Genomic DNA, 17276 nt, shown 5'->3' with positions numbered 1-17276 from the left:
AAATATAACTTCAATAAATTAATGGAAAATATAAGAACATATGATGAATTGGTTCAAAAACGATTGTGGATGATCAATAAACACTGGCTAAATCTTACTTTGTTCCATTATCTTCCAGGAGCGCCAGCGACAAATAATCCTATTGAAAGCTACTATTCAAAAAGTCTAAAAACGGATAACAAGAAGCAGTTCAGGACWGATAAAGGAATTGAGAATCAGATTAAACTTACTCAAATGAGAAGATTAAATTTGCTCAAGAAACCACAAAAGTCATTTCTGGAATTGTTCAGATTATTTACTCCATTTAAGCTTTAGTAAAAGATATTTTTGAGAGMTGAGTTAAGGATTAAGTAGCGAAGCGTATCGATTTTAGTCAAAAAATTCAGTGAAAAATTTAAGGAGTAAAATAATTCTTTGGCATTCTTGCCAAAGAAATCGTTTCTCAAGGATTATTACAGTTTGTTTGAGCAGTTAGCAGAGAAAAGTGAAGTTTTAAGGACGGAAAAAATGAGAAATCACTAAATTATGAAACTGAGTCTTTCTTTCATTGAATAAATACTCTTATTTTTCAGTAATATCTCGCCGCTTTTCAGTTTAAGCAGGCTGTTCATACATTTAATTAAAGTAGATTTCCCGGTTCCATTAGGCCCCAGAATACATAAGACGTCTCCCTCCTCTATTGAGAGATTCACGTTTTTGAAGACGCTTTTCTTTCCATTGTAAGAGAACTCTGCATTCTTAATATCCATAATATTGCTCATGACCATCCCTCGTAGCCTTTTTGGAGTAAGTATATGAAAACGGGTGCTCCTATTATGGCTGTTAGTATTCCCAGGGGAATTTCAATAGATGTGGCTGTTCTGCACACATCATCAACCAGCAGAAGGAAAGTGGCCCCCAGTGAAATGCTTGCAGGCAAAAGCTTTCTATGATCCGGGCCCACGATCATCCTGGCTGCGTGAGGTACTACAAGGCCCACCCAGCCAATGATGCCACTTATGCTTACAGCGGAAGCTGTTAAGAACGTACAGCAAAAAATTACCAGCAACCTCATTTTTTCTGTGTTTACGCCCAGTGAACGCGCTTCATCATCCCCCATTGAAAGAACGTTAATTCTCCATGCAATAAGCAGTAGTGCTGTAAATCCGAGCAGAACAGGCCCTACTATCATCAAGACACTGTTACTGTTAACTGCAGAGAGGCTACCCATAAGCCAGTATACTATTTCTGGCAGTTTGCTGTCAGGATCTGCAAGGTACTTGATACACGAAATGAGGGCAGAAAAGAGTGCTGCGATAGCTATCCCTCCCAGTACCATCACCAAAATACTATTACCCCGGAGTCTTTTGCTGAGAGAGTAAGTGAGGATAACTGCAACAAGGCCGAATAAAAAGGCTGTAGCCTGAATCATTACTGCGGAAAAACTGAACAAAATAGCTATTGCAGCTCCGAAACCTGCACCTGATGAAACACCCAGGATATCTGGAGAAACCAGTGGGTTCTGGAAAGTCCCCTGAAAAGAAGCACCTGAGATTGAGAGAGCTGCACCCACAATCATCGCAGCTATTATACGGGGCAGACGTATATCCCAAACTACTGTATAAATGGTTGAATCCAAATTTGTGGTGATTGGCACAAAAACCGATACAATAGACAGTATTACATCCATGGGAGATACTGGATATCTGCCAATCATAAAAGATCCAAAGAACAAAAGTATTGGGAGTACAATCAACGCGGTTGTTAAAGATATATTTCGAATGGTTTCCCAATTTATTTGCCTGTTCATTATTCTTTCACACCAAAGGTTTACAAATTATCCATAGTTTCTTTTGGAGTATCTTTTTCAAGTGCGCTCATAGAGTTCAAATTGTAGTTAGTTTGAGGCTTACACTACTGGTTTTCTGCGTTAATATGTGAATTTTGTATGTTGCACTTTAATTCCTCCTGTACGATTTATTTTTTAATTTGAATTTCTTTGAATGTTTCATAGGCGTTATGTTCATTCATACATAACAAATTATATATGTTAAAATACCAGTAATCAATTTCCTAGATAATACTATAAATAAGTTACTACAATCTCGCCTTCTTACCGTGCATTCGAGCGAGTAAAAAGGAGTTAATAGAAGCACCTCAGTTGGAAAGGTATGTTCTTTTTTAATCCGACCGCGATCTCTTTTTTTGATTTTAATTTTGCCTTTATCCCTTTTTTGTGATTGAGTGTCGTGGTTTCCTTTTGAATCACATATTTCAACTGAAAACTTGAAAAACCAATTCGTAGAATAACTATATATACTAGATAGTAGGTAATTGATTTCTGTATTAGTCTAATATACTTTTTGTTATGTTAAATAGTACATATCGCATGCCAACTTTGGTATAAAATTTTAAAGCTGTATCCAGAGAAGTAAAATCGTAAGTTTTGGGATGGACTCAAAAAATATTGAAGGGCTATCAAGATGAGAACAAAGAAAAGTCCACTAAGTTTGTTTATCGTGCTGTGTCTTTTAATAACACTACCTATACTGCTTGTAAGTGGATGTTCACAGAAAACAAGCGATTTTATGGATACGACATCAAATCCCAAAGCTGAGATAACTGCTGCAACAAATATTGAGCAAGAAACAACAATATCGGACACTGCACTGTCAGATACTCGGGAAATTACCGATTTGGCAGGCAGAAAAATTACATTGCCTGCTGATATTACCAGGATTTCAGTGTTACATCCTATACCGTGCCAAATGGTATGGAGGCTGGCGCCGGAAAAACTTGTGAGTGTGGACAAGCAGTTTACTGAACGGCTAGAATTTATGTCAGATGATGAAGAAAAAAGGCTGCTGGCTCTTCCGATTAATGGCGAATTCCACAGCGACATGAACATAGAAGATCTTTTAGCAGTTAGTCCTCAGGTAGTAATAACGTTAACAAAGGATATGAAAATTGAATCAGAACAAAAAAAAGTTGGCATTCCATTCGTTGCTGCGTCAAAAGATACGCTTGAAGAGATTGCAGATTCATGGAGATTAATCGGTAAAATTGTTGGAAATGAAAAAGAAGGAAACGAGCTTGGGGATTACTGGGATGAAACCATCAAAAAGGTTACCGATCAAACCTCGAAAATTAATGAAAGTGATAAGCTCAAAGTATATTATGCACAACCAGATGTCACTAAGACGGTTGGGTCCAGAACCATTATGGCGTCTATCATCAGTTTGGCGGGAGGCATAAGCTTCATGGAAGCAAATCCGCAAATGGAATCGGCCAATACAAGTGAAGAAATCCAGGTTTCACTGGAACAAATCTATCAGTGGAATCCAGATGTTATTATTACCAAAACTGCGAAAGGCCGTGATGAAATTCTCTCGAAAGACGCCTGGAAAGATATTGCTGCCGTAAAGAATAAGCGTGTTTACGCATCTACAAAATACGAGATGCTTGACCGGACACAATCACTGATGGGGCTTCTGTGGACCGCAAAAATGCTTTATCCGGATAAAGTGAAAATTGACCTGAACAAAGAGGTAAAAACATTTTATTCAAAAGTATATCTTGATAATAACGTGACGAATGACCAAATCAATCAGACAAATTAATCAAAATCAGTCATACAAATTAATCAAAATCAGTCATACAAATTAATCAAAATCAGTCATACAAATTAATCAAAATCAGTCATACAAATTAATCGAAGTAGTGAATCAACGCGAGTATTTCTAATGAAATCTCTGAAGAAATCAAAGGTCTTTAAGGTTTTTGTTTAGCATGTTTTTATTTAGTATGTGTTTAGTTAATATACAAAATATAATTTTAATTATATTAAAATGACTAAAAATACAAAAATATGCAGAATTTGTCTCAAATATATAAAGCTAAGACCTTAATTCGTTTTTAACCCAGGATGGTACATAATGTTAACTGTTGAAACAAGTGGACTCAAAGGAATAACGAGCTTTACCACATATGATGGTGGTGAACTGAAGGACTGTAAGCTTGAAGAGTATAATTTGATTCACACAAAGTACGGAGATCTTGTTCCACAATATGGTGATCCAGGATTTAGAAAAAAGCAGTTAGCAGTATTGTCTTTCTATAAAAGTGGGAAAATTAAAAGCATTTCTCTAGAACAGCAGACTGAAATTAGCACACCGATAGGAACATTTCCAGCAGAACTGGTTACTTTTTTTGAGGATGGATCAATCAATAGTTTGTTCCCTCTAAACGGCCAGATCAGTGGTTTCTGGTCAGAGGAAGAAGAAGGCGAACTTGCACAAAAATTCCATTTTTCATTCCCATTTGGGGACTTTTATGCAAAAATAATAGGTTTGCGGTTTTATCCGGACGGAAAAGTTAGAAACCTGATTTTGTGGCCGAATGAACGAATTATAATTGACACACCTGCAGGAAAAATGCCAGTTAGAATAGGGTTTAAGCTTTTTGAAGATGGGAGCATACAATCTGTAGAACCTGCAGAACCGTTCCCGATTGAAACCCCTATTGGCTCGATAAATGCATATGATGCGGATGCACTTGGAATTGATGCGGATAAAAACTCCGTGTGCTTTGACGAAAGAGGAAGATTAACTTCTCTCACTACTTTTGACATCATTACAGTCCGGAAAAAAAATGGCGAAAAGGAAATAATTTTTCCAACGTTAAGGCCGGGCCTGACAACTGAGTTTGAAACTGTGCCGATTAAGTTAGTCTTTGATGAGAATACTGTAAGCATTGGTGATGATACCAAAGAGGTCGTCTACAAGATAGCTGAATGCACATTCCTGATCATGCGCGGCAACTATATGAAAGCAAAATCGTGCGATAACTGTTCCGGTTGCAATGGGGGTATTTAAGGCTATTAGAGCTATCCGAAAAATAAATGTGTTGTGTGCCTTCTGGAGCTGAAACATTGATAGGCTCTAAGCAAACTGAAAAATACTCAAGGCTCCCACATACCGCACATAACCCTTTACTTCAAATCCCGCGGCTGCTTATGTTTAGGCACAACTGGCAGTTCTGTAGTAGTTATCAAAATTGGGCTTTCAATATCTCTTTCTCTCTCAATCACTAATTCTTTTCCTTTCTTAGTAAGGGCAAATAGTGGAATTGCAGCAGCTACTTGAACTATGGGTTTTGCAAGCTCCCTTATATACTTAGAAGCGCAACTGATCACCAGGTCTGAATTTTCCAGAAGACCTTGAGCTTCTTCCTTGCTTACGCCTGTAGTATGCACCGCAATTACTATAAGATCAAGCCCAAGTTCAGCTTCCAGTTGTCTCAGATTTTTTGCAGTTTTAGAATCAGCAGTGGTTACTGCGATTTTTTTGTAACCAAGTTCCGCAGCTTTCTTAACTCCGCCAATGGGGTCTATAGATGCAGTTTTAGTATCGAGCACAATTCCACCGAGTTTTTGAATTCCATTTATGACATCCTCAATAGGTTCAGTTTCGACCAAACCTGACATCCTGCCTCCTATACCCTGGACAAGCTCTGGATTATTGGATATAACAGTACCTGCTCCATCACAGGCAGTTACAGTTGTATCAAGAAAACCGCTTCGCAAGCCAGACATCATTATTTCTGAGGCTCCAAAAGCTACGAAAGTATCATGCCCAATGAGATGTCGCTTGGCTGTGAACATTCCGTATTCTTTTATCTTAAACTCCACATTCTTTTTGACTTCTTCAGAGGTAATTTTCTGTACACCGCTTAGCTTGTCAATGAGAGGACACCACTCAAGTTCAGCCTCTCCAACTTCGATTACTTTACCATCCTTTACTACTACCCTCGTTTTTCCCATTATTTCCATTATATGAGGCATGATTATCCCTTCAATTACTGGCACTTTTAGCTTTGGCTTCTTCCTTGGAGTTAAATTTGGCAGCGTCGATTATAAATCTCTCATCTGTGCCCTTAGAAATCTTGTCAACGCCATCATCAGCTATAATTGAAAAAGTGAGCTTCCTTCCCTCTATTTTTTCCAATTTTGTCTTTACCGTAACAGTCAAACCGGGGGGATTAGCCTCCGAATGGCTTGATTCAACATCGGTGCCTGCAGTCTGCTCAGTGGGGAAGTCTAGATAGGGATTTATTGCTTGAATACAGGTCCATTCAAATAATCCAGCCATGAACCCAGTGGCAAAAACCTTTGGCATAACCTGAAATTCAGGTGATTCTGGATAAAGGAAAGGAACAGTCTTATTCTCTGGTATTTTGAACTTGAACTCGTAAGCTAGACCAGGCTTCAAAGAAGAACTATCCATATATAACCTCCTTTTAGGGCATTCTACACAAAAACTTCTTTAGCTAGGACTTTAGCAGTTGAACTGATGAAAAAGTAGCACTAAACATTAACTACCTAAAATACAAATTAAAACAACAACGTATAGCAACTTTTGTTTTTTAGTTCAATTATTTAAGTCTCACATTTAAGGTTCTTTTAAGTTCTATTAAATTTTTATGGTCTCAAAATAAGGAAGATGTTTAGTTATCTGATTTCTAACTAAAAATATTTAAGAGGCCACCAGATTCGTCATTTTAGCCATGACGCTTAATGCATTTGATTTTATAAATCGAGCATGACCTAACTTAATTGCTTCTATGGCTGCGTATCTCCTTCTGACTCTCTTTCCAGAAGAATTTCTTTTTTGAGCGGCGTTCCAATTTCTCAACAAGCTTTATAGAAAGTTCAGGATACTTTGCCTATTTTAGGGGAATTCAGAGCACTCTTTCATGTTTTCTGGCTTTACCGCCGAGTTCTACCACACCATCGAACGGATATTGTTGTCTTTTGCAAAACTCTGTATCTTTCAAGCTGTTTGGGTGATGACAACTGGAGTTTACTTTTGAAGGGCCTGGATCTGAATTTGAATTCAACACAAAATTTCATTTGTGAACCTGTAATATTTCATTTTTGGGCCTTTAATATTTCATTTGTGAGCCTGTAATTTTTCCAGGAATTCTTCCGGAAAACCTTAATCTAAAAAAAGGATATACTATATTGGGGATAAATTAAACACTTACTAATAATAATCAAAATCAAATTAAAATGCAAGGTTTTACGCCTATGGGGAGAAGGCCGGGAAATTACGAGGAGAAACTGATAACTCCGGAACAAGCAGTTGAGCTTATAGAAGAGGGCTGGAGGCGAGCAGACCTGCACGTTCATACAACCTGTTCTTTTGACGTGCTTCCTGTAAGAGACCTGCACCCAGAGAGCCTTTATGAGAAGGCTCTGAAGATGGGAATGGATTACGTGACATTTACAGACCACGATACTATTGAGGCATATGAAATTCTCGGGTGGAACCGTGAAAAGCTTATCCCCGGGGTTGAAATAAGTGTATATGACCCGGAGTTTGCAGGGCATTCACTTCATATTAATATTTTCGAGCTTGACAGGGAGGAGTTCTTTGAGCTCATGGAAATTGCGGAAATCGAACATGACCTGAGAAGCTTTATCAAATACCTCAGGCGGCACAAGCTTCCTTTTATTTACAACCATCCATTCTGGTTTGAGTTTCACAGTGTACCAAATCCGTCTTCAGTCCCCAGGCTGGCAAAACTTTTCCCTGTACTGGAATACAATATGCACGAACTCAAGCAGAAAAATGAACTTACAATTGCTCTTGCGGAGAACCTTGGCAAAGGTATTGCCGCGACAACCGACACTCATACAGGAAGAATCGGTAAAGTATACACCCTTGCAAAAGGAGATAATTTCAAAGAATTTTTCAAAAACGTAACGCAGGGAAAAAGTTATATTGTTCCCGAAGACCTTACCAGAGAGCTTTTGATCGATGAAATGAATACCTGGATAGATCTTATTTTTGAAAAAAGCCAGAAAAACAGGGACATAGAAGGCTACCTTACCGGGATAAAATCTCTTGATACAATGGTCAAAATCTCCAGAAGCACCCTATTGAGCAGTTTTCCTGGCCTCAACAGGACAACCATGAACCTGTTTTATATGATCTCAAACACGGGGCTTCCTGCATCAGTCTACATTCATTCGGCAGAAAATCTGGCAAAAGATATTGAAAGGCAGATTGAAATCGAGAAACAAAATTAAAAGTGCGATTTTCTTTCGATTTTTCAGATCTCGATTTTAGATCGTATCTTGGAGCCATTGACCAAATATAAAAACAAATATATATCCAATTTTTGGGGAAATGTAAAAAATCTTATAATTACATTTTCAACAATTCACGGACACAGCCAAATAATCTTGAGATTAGTTTATTCATTAAAACCATTTTTCTAACGTTTGTTGTTTTGGAGACAAAATAGTTCTCGAATAATAAAAATTATCTACAGTTTTTTCTTTTTTTTGAATACTACCCTCTAGATTAAGATAAGTGAGTATTTCTTCTGATGTCATCTTGTTTTTTGGAAAGAACGATATCTGGTAAGTTCGGTAATAATTACTTTTATAGTAATCTCCAATCATCTGACCAGAAGTGTTCTTCTCGCGGTCTAAAAGAGTATGTAGTAAGGGTTTGAAAAGCTCACAAACTTCTCTTTTTCTCGGGTTGCTTGATGAATTATGTATAGTTGAAAAAGTAGCTCCAAGAATCAAGTCAATAAATTGAATAAACTGGGATTCATCTGATTTACTATTCCTATGATCAGAGTCTATGAATTTAATTTCATCACAATATATGCTCAGCTTATCTATTTTGGATTCAGTCTGTTGAATCGGATGCCATGGAAAGAACTCGTGATATTCTTGACTTCCTCTATCGTGAAATATAGAGTTCACGACAATACTTGAATACTCTTTGAAAAAATAATTTAAACCGCCTATAAGAAGAGTTCTATAAAAGCGGTTGTAAATGTTAAGTTCTGTTTTTCCACCACTGCCAAATTCACAATAACTTATATTTGAAAGATTTATGCCAATTATATTACAATATAACATTTTTCGATGCTTTTGACAAGCTTCTTTTTTGAAGAAATTAATCCAGTTTTTTGCGATCATGTATCTTGCGCTTGATCTATGAATTTCTTTGAAGTGTATCTCGGTATTATTTTCTTTATGAAATTCACAACCTTTGGAGCAATCTGATTCAGAGAGATTCCAGTTATGGTTTTTTATACAGCGTAGATCATTCAAATTTTTCAAAACCTCTGTTTTATAACATGTCGGGACAAAAAGAGCTCCCAAATACATCCAATTTGTGCTATCAAAGGGATCTACACCATTAAAAACTTCATCGGAATAAATCTCAAGCTCTATATTTTTGCTTAAGGACGTAGACAGTTAGCCTCCTTGCATTGTCAACTTTTTTTGAGTTCAATCTTTTGTATACTGTTAACTGTTATATGTGTTTCTTTTTGTGTTTTGAAGATAGCAAAGATATCAGTCTACGGAAACACACAAAATTAATAACGAATGAGTTTCAAAATTTGGTAATGGACGTGAGTTATTGAAAACTGTTAGCACAAAAGTCTCTCTTCATTTCTGTCAAATACGGTAAATGTACTTGCTTTTTCAGAATTCATCAATAAACTCACATCTATGACCGATTTTTCACATTTTCGATTTCTTACATTCGTTAGAATTAGGCTTCTTGTAAAAGAGGCTTTCACAAATGTTTTTCTCCTCAATATATAGATTCTAAATAAAAATATCAAAAAGTTTATATTTAGAAATTGTTTAGATCTTATAACATAAAAAATTACAATTTAGTATTATTTTTGAATACCGTTTAAATTAATATTGTTAATAGATTAAACTAAATATAGACATTAGGGTTACGATTATTTTTTATTCATTTTTATGTTATTTTCAAATTTCGGAAGATAAGAGCTCAAAAAGGGGAAAGCAGTAGATGAAACAAATAAAACACTTAATGGGATTGGGATTAAAAGTAAGATTAAAGCGAACGATTATCCTTACAATACTTGTTCTTACCTTTTGCTCAACCGTATTTTCTTCAGGAGCGGTAGGGCAGGAAGATTCTGAAAACAATCAACCAGCCTCGGAAGAAGGATTTTTTGACCGGTTTATCACATATGTAAAAAGCCTGTTCTCAGGAGAAGAAGACCTGCAGAGTTCAGGAGAAATTTCCAAAATCGGTGCTGCAGACATTCAGCAGTCAGCAGATTCTGAAGACGCAGTCCTGAAAATTGCAACTCCGGACGTAATAGACTCTGCGTCTCTGGTTGGAGATACAGGTCTGGGGGTTTTTGCCCATCTTTCAAACCCACCACTCATGAAAATGGATACTGAAGGACATATTGTAGGGCAGCTTGCAAAGAATTACAGTGTATCGGAAAATAACACGCTCTGGACCTTCTACCTCAGAGACGACCTCTACTGGAGTGACGGAGAAAAAGTAACACCAGAAGATGTTGAGTTCTCAATCCGCTACTACGGTGAAAAAACCCCCTGGGCAAGCTGGATCAATGATACCCTGGAAAACTCAACAGTTTCGGACGCCGACAATTCCGTGACATTCAAATTTAACAAGCCTTACACCCGGGTCAGTATGGAGTTTGCAACCTATGATATCCTTCCTGCTTATGTGTGGAAAAATATCGAGGACCCGGTAGAATACACAAACAACGGCCCTTATGTCGGCTGCGGCCCCTACTATCTAAAACTGATAGACCTCAATGCCGGAAAACTGGTTTTTGAGAAAAACCCTTACTGGAAAGGAAAGGCTCCTGAATTCAAAACTGTCGAGATCCATTTTTACTCAAATGTGGATGTTGCCACTCTAGCCCTTCAAAATGGGGAAGCTGACACTTACTATAAATATGCGGGATCATACCCTTACTCAAGTATAGAGGAACTTAATAAAACTGGAAATTTTGACTTCATGGAAAAGACCAGTATAGGGCTTGTTTTCCTTGCTCCCAACTTGAAAAAAGCCCCGTTTTCAGATGAGGAATTCAGGGAAGCCCTGGCCTATGCAATAAATTATGAAGAGCTTGCAAGTCTTGAAACCCTGGGGTACGGAGAAGTTCCGAATCGTGGTTTTGTGCCATCATCCATGGAAAATTATAAGGAAACCGAAAAACTGGAGTACAGCCCAGAAAAAGCCAGAGAAATCCTGGAAAAAGCCGGATATTCGGACAGCAACGGGAATGGAATACTGGAAGGAAAAGATGGAAAAGACATAAAGCTTGAAATCCTCATCCGACCTGATTACGCCAGAACAGGCGAACTTCTCGATGAATATTTTGAAAATATTGGGCTTTCTGCAGACCTCAAAACTGTTGATTCGGATACCTGGATTACTCTTAAAGACAGTTACAATTATGACCTGACAGTAACGCGTTCCACTCCCTGGGGTATGCTTATGCACTCAAGTTGGGGAAGCGGCTATTTTGATTCCAGGCGGACAGGCCAGGGAGTTATGCATAACGTAGAAGACCCTGTGTTCCTGCAACTCTGCGATAACATCCTTGCAACCACGGACTCTGCAGAACTTCAGAAATATGCATACGAGCTTCAGGACTACTATGCAGAAAATTTGCCTGCAATTCCCCTCTACTGGAGCAAGACGGTTACTCCGTTTAACAGGCACTTCGAAGGCTGGTACGCGGATCCACTTTACGGAATATATAACCTGGATACTTTTACAAATGTAACGAAAGTGGAGGCTTAAAACTTAGTCTCGGAAGAAGAAATCCGATTGAAGAAAACGGGTAATCAGAGCGATATCAGAGATAGCAAGAACAGAGTAAAAAGAGCGATATCAGAGATAGCAAGAACAGAGTAAAAAGAGCAATATCAGAAATAGAGCAATGTCAGAAATAGAGCAATGTCAGAAATAGAGCAATGTCAGAAATAGAGCAATGTCAGAAATAGAGCAATGTCAGAAATAGAGCAATGTCAGAAATAGAGCAATGTCAGAAATAGAGCAATGTCAGAAATAGAGCAATGTCAGAAATAGCAAGAAAAATAACCAGGTATTTTGCCTCGTTGATGCTGATAATCGTCATCAACTTTACTCTCCCGAGGCTCATGCCTGGAGACCCGGTAAAAAACCTGATTGGTGAAGACGCTTATGTTTCAGAAGAAGTGATGGAAGAACTGAGGGCAGAACTGGGGCTTAATCTGCCCCTTTCCGAGCAGTTCACCTCCTATCTTTCCAACCTCATGCACCTTGACCTGGGGTATTCCTATCACCTCCATGCCCCTGTAGCAGAGATCCTTCTGGATAAAATGAGCTGGACACTAATTTTCGTGGGAGTATCAGTGGTTATCGGGGCCTTGCTTGGATGTTTTCTCGGTGCCCTTGCAGGCTGGAAACCGGAACGAAAAATGAGTCATTTTACAGGTTTCATTTTTGTGGTGCTATCCTGTATCCCACCTTACTTTCTTGCCCTCCTGACCCTCTATATCTTTTCTTTTAAACTGGGATTCTTTCCCTCCAAAGGCTTTTATGACACCCCTGAAATAGGAAGTGTGCTGCATCACCTTTTCTTACCTATCTGTGTAATGTCTGTCTTTTCAGCGTCCAGAAACTTTCTGGTCATGCGAGGAAGTGTAATTCAGGAAAAGGAGCAGCTTTATGCACTGTATGCAAGAGCAAAAGGCCTGTACAATACCGATATACTTTTCAGGCATATCCTAAAAAACGCCTCTCTCCCGATAATTACCCTGCTCGCCCTGGATTTTGGTTTTCTCTTCAGCGGGGCGCTGTTTATAGAAATCATCTTTTCCTTAAACGGGATGGGGGTCATGATATACAATGCAATAATGGGAAAAGACTACCCTCTGCTTCAAGGGGTATTTCTGGTAATCGCCCTTACCGTTCTGCTAGCAAATATGTTTGCTGACCTGCTTTATGCTTTAATTGACCCCAGGGTGAGAGGAGGCCTGGATGAATCAATCTGACTATACTGATATTCCCTGTATGAAAGAAGCAGGCATTGAAGGTTTTTCTGAAAAAAAATCCGAAGTTTCCAGCTTTGAATTTCCTGGAGAACCTTCTTCCTGCATTTTTCAGAAACAAAAAGGCTTCCAGGGAGTATCCAACTGGATAGGCGTTCTCCTCTTTGTACTTTTCATTTTTATGGCTCTTTTTCCTTCAATTTTTGCTCCTTATGCCCCAGAAGATCGTTTCATACCCTACGAAGCCCCTTCGGAAGAACACCTGCTTGGGACAAATGACATAGGAAATGATGTCCTTTCAGAACTGGTGTTTGGGGCAAGGATTTCAATGACAGTAGGTTTTATGGCAGCCCTGATCTCAACTCTCATCGGGACTACATTAGGTCTCTGTGCAGGCTATTTCAGAGGAATCATTGATGAGCTGTTAATGGGTTTTACTGATGTTGTCCTTGTTATCCCCAAAATCCCCCTTATTATAGTCCTTGGAGCATTTCTGAGGCCGAGCATCTGGATCCTGATAGCTATACTGGGGCTTCTTTCCTGGGAATCCACTGCCAGAGTCACCCGTTCAAAGACTTTACAGATCAGGGAAGCAGGTTACGTAAAAAGTGCTCAGTGTATGGGTTTTTCCTCTTACCACATCATGAAATCAGATATATTTCCGAACGTTATCCATGTCCTGTTTCCCAAATTCATGCTGGCAACTGCTTCGGCAATGATTTCTGAGGCGTCTCTTTCTTTCCTGGGACTTGGCGACGTAAGCATGAAAAGCTGGGGAATGATGCTTTCTTTTGCTTTTTCTCAAGGTGGTTTTATTCGGGATATGTGGTGGTGGTATATGCCTCCAGGGATCTGTATCACCCTCTGTGTACTGTCTATCGCGCTGATAGGTTTCGGGCTTGAAGCAAAGGAAGAAGAACACTCAAGAGAAGGTGCAGGCACGCTATGAAAGCCCATTCCAGGAACACATTGCTTGAAAGGGATACATTGCTTGAAAGGAATACATCGCTTGAAAGGAATACATTGCTTGAAAGGAACACATCGCTTGAAATAAGGGACCTTAAGGTCTCATTTCAGGGAATAGAAACCGTAAACGTACTTTCGGGAATTTCTTTTTCGATTAAAGAAAATGAAACTCTGGCTCTTGTAGGAGAGACCGGATGTGGGAAATCTGTCGTCGCACATGCAGTTATGAACCTCCTGCCTCCTGAGTCAAGGATGGAAGGAAATATAGAATTCAGGGGAAAAAGCCTGCTCGGAATAAACGAAAAAGAAATGGCAAAGATAAGAGGAAAAGAAATTGCTATTATTTTTCAAAACCCCTCACTTGCCCTCAACCCTGTGTATTCCATAGGTCACCAGCTTGCAGAACCCCTTTGTGTGCACCAGAAGGAAAAGAAAAATACTGCCTTTTCCAGAGCCGCATTAGCCCTGAAACGTATGGGTTTTGCGAACTTCTCTGAATGTATGAACTATTACCCCTCATGGTGTTCAGGCGGGATGAACCAGCGCTTTTTGATTGCTGCATCGACTATACTTAATCCTGCACTCCTTATAGCAGACGAACCCAGCAAAGGACTTGACAAAAAATGCATAGCCGAACTGGAAGCTGAACTCAGAAATCTAAAAATGGAAAGAAAGAGTGCCCTGCTTCTAATAAGCCACGACCTTGGATTTGTGCAAAGGCTTGCAGACAGAATTGCCGTGATGTATGCAGGAGAGATTGTTGAACTCGCCGATCCATCAAGCCTTTTTGAGAACCCTTTACACCCTTACACCAGAGGTCTACTGAACAGCCTGCCTGAGAAGGGCTTTATTCCCATACCCGGTTTTTCTCCGCCTCTTAATAGCCCTCCTTCAGGATGCAGGTTCCATCCGAGATGCCCTTTAAGGGAAAAGCGCTGCACTCAAATCCATCCCGAAATCAAAGAAACTGGTCAAAGGTCTGTGAGGTGTTTTTTATATCCCTGAGAGCAGACAGCATATCAAAGACATACGGTAAAAGCCTGTTAAGCCAGGGAAGATGTATTTTCCGAGAAGTTTCTTTTGAAATCAGGTCAGGAGAGACTTTTGGATTGATGGGGCCTTCCGGAGAGGGAAAAAGCACGCTGGGGAGAGTTATCGCCGGGCTTGAGAAGCCCACATACGGTACTGTGTACTATGAGAGTTCTCCACTTTCCAAAATGAAAAAAACCGAACATATGGCTTTTCGCCGCAAGGTCCAGATAATGTTTCAAGACCCTACGGGCGCTTTTAACCCGAGGAAAAAAATAGGAAACTCAGTTTTCGATGTCCTGAAACTCCTCAAAATTCCCCTTATAGAACGTGCCTCAAAAACAAAAGAGATGCTCATGACGATTGGCCTTCCAGAAGAAGTTCTTTCTCGCTATCCTTCACAGCTCTCAGGAGGACAGCTACAGCGCCTTGCCCTCGGACGAATCCTTCTTTTAGAACCCGAATATATCGTACTTGACGAGCCAACTTCAGCCCTGGATGTCTCGGTCCAGGCCCAGGTCCTGCACATGCTTAAAAAAGTTCAGGCCGAGAAGAGTATAGGATATCTCCTGATCTCCCATGATGAAACTGTTATCCGTTTCATGTCAGACCGATGCGGGTTGCTTGAGAATGGGCAGTTGAGAGTAATTGATTGAACTCTCTCAAAAAAACCGTTGCACCGGTTTATCATACCGATAAGTCCATTTCAGATAACTTGCTAGGGTAAGGTCTGCATGGGGAACGTAAATTGAACCATCGTAAGAGTCGTGAAATATGACAAACGAAATTGGATTGATACGCTTGAACCAAAATGGTCCGAAATAAGGCTTTACCTGCTGGCATGATGTTAAAGCAAATGTACAAACGGTTTCCGGCTTATATATGGTTCCTATAAAACCCGTAATTATTCATGACATAAAACCTGGTAAGCCCTATTTGTTTCTTTTAATAGGACAGGAATTTACAAAAGAGCAACAATGACAAAGAGGGTAAAGGGTTCAGTAAAAAGCGAATGTAAATCTGTAATGGATTGAATAGGGATTCAAACTTTGCCCGAATCTGAAAAGTTGCTGACTTACTGATAGTGTTTTCTTGTGTGAACGGAAACAAACTCACGGATTTAAGATACTCAAAGACATCAATAGGTGAGAGGCTTACAGACAGTAATATTAGTGGGCTGTTAGAATCACAAAATTAGTTATGCAAATATCTAATGCATGATACAGAAAGAGTTTGAAAACACTTGAGTCATATGAAGGGAAACAGCGAAGAGTTTTTTGGAAAGGAACAAATTTTGCGCTGAAATTTTTTGATGGCTAACCATTAGCTACTTTTACGACTCTATCATCTGAAGTTAAATAATACTGAAAAGAATAGGGGAGAAGTTGACGCTTATAGTCACGAGGCTAAATAATTCAACTGTCCAATGAGGTACAATGAAGTTTTTTTGTTCAACAATTTAAGGCGTGACTATATCCCCTGAGCTAAGACACAGGGGTTTTACGCTTCTTCATATAAATCCTTCTACTCCTTCTCATGCTTTTTGATTCGCTGAATCATATCAATGAAGTACTTAGTTTCTCTTTTTACATCGTCACTGCACACAACTGCAGAAATTGCGACCAGGCTGTCAGCTCCGTTCTGAATAACACTTTCGCAGTTTTCCTTGTTTATTCCGCCAATAGCAACTACAGGAAGCTTTATTGCATCTTTAACTTCTCGGATTTTAARTGAACCTATTCCTTTCCCTGCATCTTTTTTTGTAGCAGTATCGAATATTGGGCCAAGGCCCACATAGTCAGTCCCTRATTTTTCCGCCAGGACTGCTTCYTCTCTGTCATTTACACTAAGGCCGATTATTTTATCCTCACCAAGGAKCTTTCTTGCCGTTTCAACAGGCATATCGTCCTGGCCAATATGGACTCCATCCGCATCAACGGCTAAAGCAACATCGATCCTGTCATTTACCAGAAATATTGCCCTGYCGCTGCAGATTCTCTTAATTTCTGAAGCCTCTTCRACCATTTCTTTCGTACTTTTATYCTTTTCCCGGTACTGAACAATACTCTGCAGCCTGATTCGGATGCTTCTCTGACATCGGATAAAGTCCCTTTCTTTGAAAGTCCGGAATCCGTTACAAGATAAAAGTCAATTTCCTTTAAATGGGAACTTTTCCGGCTGAAGCCTTTCTGGTTCATGATGATTAATCCATCCGATAAGCGCGTTTTTTAAAAACGTTTCTTTATAATCTCATTTTTCTGAACTTATCTTACTTTCCTCAGATGCCCGTTCAATTTTCACAATTTTTCCTGTTATCGTTTTTTCTGAAAACCGTCCTGYCTACTCAAACATGTGTTTTTGAAACATCCCACAATTTTCTSCCTTTTGCCTTCATTGAAAACTTCCAGCACCTATTTCCCGAAGCTTCAGT

The 17276-nt window shown here is 39.3% G+C and carries 13 protein-coding genes and 2 pseudogenes; 9 read left to right on the top strand and 6 right to left on the bottom strand.

Annotated features, from left to right (window positions below):
- Positions 1-315 (top strand): annotated as a pseudogene (locus tag FXW07_RS17225) (ISNCY family transposase); the annotation flags it as partial.
- Positions 316-518: 203 nt separating this feature from the next.
- On the opposite strand, the gene FXW07_RS17220 reads toward FXW07_RS17225, so the two are convergent.
- A complete protein-coding gene (locus tag FXW07_RS17220) occupies positions 519-761 on the bottom strand; it encodes an ABC transporter ATP-binding protein (protein WP_229396697.1) in 243 nt (80 codons plus the stop codon).
- Positions 758-1789 carry an iron ABC transporter permease gene (locus FXW07_RS17215; protein WP_255679127.1) on the bottom strand — a complete coding sequence of 344 codons (1032 nt, stop codon included), beginning with the start codon at positions 1787-1789 and terminating at the stop codon, positions 758-760. The genes FXW07_RS17220 and FXW07_RS17215 overlap by 4 nt, the downstream gene beginning before the upstream one ends.
- A gap of 673 nt (positions 1790-2462) precedes the next feature.
- Between FXW07_RS17215 and FXW07_RS17210 the strand changes: the two genes are divergently transcribed.
- Positions 2463-3599, top strand: a complete 1137-nt coding sequence (locus FXW07_RS17210) for an ABC transporter substrate-binding protein (protein WP_229396692.1) — start codon at positions 2463-2465, stop codon at positions 3597-3599.
- A gap of 315 nt (positions 3600-3914) precedes the next feature.
- Positions 3915-4853 (top strand): hypothetical protein, encoded by a 939-nt coding sequence (locus FXW07_RS17205; RefSeq protein ID WP_229396690.1) that lies wholly within the window; start codon positions 3915-3917, stop codon positions 4851-4853.
- Positions 4854-4969: 116 nt separating this feature from the next.
- On the opposite strand, the gene FXW07_RS17200 is transcribed toward FXW07_RS17205, so the two are convergent.
- A complete protein-coding gene (locus FXW07_RS17200; RefSeq protein ID WP_229396688.1) occupies positions 4970-5821 on the bottom strand; it encodes a methanogenesis marker 8 protein in 852 nt (283 codons plus the stop codon).
- A 10-nt stretch (positions 5822-5831) separates the two neighbouring features.
- On the bottom strand, positions 5832-6263 hold the full coding sequence (locus FXW07_RS17195) for a thioesterase family protein (RefSeq protein ID WP_229396686.1): 432 nt from the start codon (positions 6261-6263) through the stop codon (positions 5832-5834).
- A gap of 785 nt (positions 6264-7048) precedes the next feature.
- Between FXW07_RS17195 and FXW07_RS17190 the strand changes: the two genes are divergently transcribed.
- Positions 7049-8071: a PHP domain-containing protein gene (locus tag FXW07_RS17190; RefSeq protein WP_255679126.1), complete on the top strand. Its 1023-nt coding sequence runs from the start codon at positions 7049-7051 to the stop codon at positions 8069-8071.
- 174 nt (positions 8072-8245) lie between these two features.
- Here FXW07_RS17190 and FXW07_RS17185 read toward each other — a convergent pair whose 3' ends face one another.
- Entirely contained in the window at positions 8246-9226 is a 981-nt protein-coding gene (locus tag FXW07_RS17185; RefSeq protein ID WP_346655672.1) for a hypothetical protein, read from the bottom strand.
- Between the two features lie 607 nt (positions 9227-9833).
- On the opposite strand from FXW07_RS17185, the gene FXW07_RS17180 reads away from it, so the two are divergent.
- The 5 genes from FXW07_RS17180 (at position 9834) to FXW07_RS17160 (ending at position 15501) form a co-directional block, all read left to right on the top strand.
- The gene (locus tag FXW07_RS17180) at positions 9834-11618 is read left to right on the top strand and encodes an ABC transporter substrate-binding protein (RefSeq protein ID WP_229396682.1); all 1785 of its coding nucleotides are present in this window, start codon (positions 9834-9836) and stop codon (positions 11616-11618) included.
- 275 nt (positions 11619-11893) lie between these two features.
- Positions 11894-12853 carry an ABC transporter permease gene (locus FXW07_RS17175; RefSeq protein WP_229396680.1) on the top strand — a complete coding sequence of 320 codons (960 nt, stop codon included), beginning with the start codon at positions 11894-11896 and terminating at the stop codon, positions 12851-12853.
- Positions 12840-13799: an ABC transporter permease gene (locus FXW07_RS17170; protein WP_229396678.1), complete on the top strand. Its 960-nt coding sequence runs from the start codon at positions 12840-12842 to the stop codon at positions 13797-13799. Before FXW07_RS17175 ends, FXW07_RS17170 begins: the two co-directional genes overlap by 14 nt.
- Complete coding sequence (locus tag FXW07_RS17165; RefSeq protein WP_229396676.1) at positions 13796-14821, top strand: ABC transporter ATP-binding protein; 1026 nt, start codon at positions 13796-13798, stop codon at positions 14819-14821. The genes FXW07_RS17170 and FXW07_RS17165 overlap by 4 nt, the downstream gene beginning before the upstream one ends.
- Positions 14803-15501, top strand: a complete 699-nt coding sequence (locus FXW07_RS17160) for an ATP-binding cassette domain-containing protein (RefSeq protein ID WP_229396674.1) — start codon at positions 14803-14805, stop codon at positions 15499-15501. Before FXW07_RS17165 ends, FXW07_RS17160 begins: the two co-directional genes overlap by 19 nt.
- A gap of 868 nt (positions 15502-16369) precedes the next feature.
- Here the strand turns inward: FXW07_RS17160 and thiE are convergent.
- Positions 16370-17043, bottom strand: a pseudogene (gene thiE / locus FXW07_RS17155) (thiamine phosphate synthase).
- Between the last annotated feature and the right edge of the window lie 233 nt (positions 17044-17276).

This window comes from Methanosarcina sp. DH1 (assembly GCF_020804205.1).
GTDB lineage: Archaea > Halobacteriota > Methanosarcinia > Methanosarcinales > Methanosarcinaceae > Methanosarcina > Methanosarcina vacuolata.
This window is presented reverse-complemented; position numbering and strand designations above follow the sequence as displayed.

What these genes read in the sequence shown, in the direction of transcription:
- FXW07_RS17220 (WP_229396697.1), bottom strand. Translation starts at nt 761, where the DNA reads ATGAGCAATATTATGGATATTAAGAATGCAGAGTTCTCTTACAATGGA.
- FXW07_RS17215 (WP_255679127.1), bottom strand. Translation starts at nt 1,789, where the DNA reads ATGAACAGGCAAATAAATTGGGAAACCATTCGAAATATATCTTTAACA.
- FXW07_RS17210 (WP_229396692.1), top strand. Translation starts at nt 2,463, where the DNA reads ATGAGAACAAAGAAAAGTCCACTAAGTTTGTTTATCGTGCTGTGTCTT.
- FXW07_RS17205 (WP_229396690.1), top strand. Translation starts at nt 3,915, where the DNA reads ATGTTAACTGTTGAAACAAGTGGACTCAAAGGAATAACGAGCTTTACC.
- FXW07_RS17200 (WP_229396688.1), bottom strand. Translation starts at nt 5,821, where the DNA reads ATGCCTCATATAATGGAAATAATGGGAAAAACGAGGGTAGTAGTAAAG.
- FXW07_RS17195 (WP_229396686.1), bottom strand. Translation starts at nt 6,263, where the DNA reads ATGGATAGTTCTTCTTTGAAGCCTGGTCTAGCTTACGAGTTCAAGTTC.
- FXW07_RS17190 (WP_255679126.1), top strand. Translation starts at nt 7,049, where the DNA reads ATGCAAGGTTTTACGCCTATGGGGAGAAGGCCGGGAAATTACGAGGAG.
- FXW07_RS17180 (WP_229396682.1), top strand. Translation starts at nt 9,834, where the DNA reads ATGAAACAAATAAAACACTTAATGGGATTGGGATTAAAAGTAAGATTA.
- FXW07_RS17175 (WP_229396680.1), top strand. Translation starts at nt 11,894, where the DNA reads ATGTCAGAAATAGCAAGAAAAATAACCAGGTATTTTGCCTCGTTGATG.
- FXW07_RS17170 (WP_229396678.1), top strand. Translation starts at nt 12,840, where the DNA reads ATGAATCAATCTGACTATACTGATATTCCCTGTATGAAAGAAGCAGGC.
- FXW07_RS17165 (WP_229396676.1), top strand. Translation starts at nt 13,796, where the DNA reads ATGAAAGCCCATTCCAGGAACACATTGCTTGAAAGGGATACATTGCTT.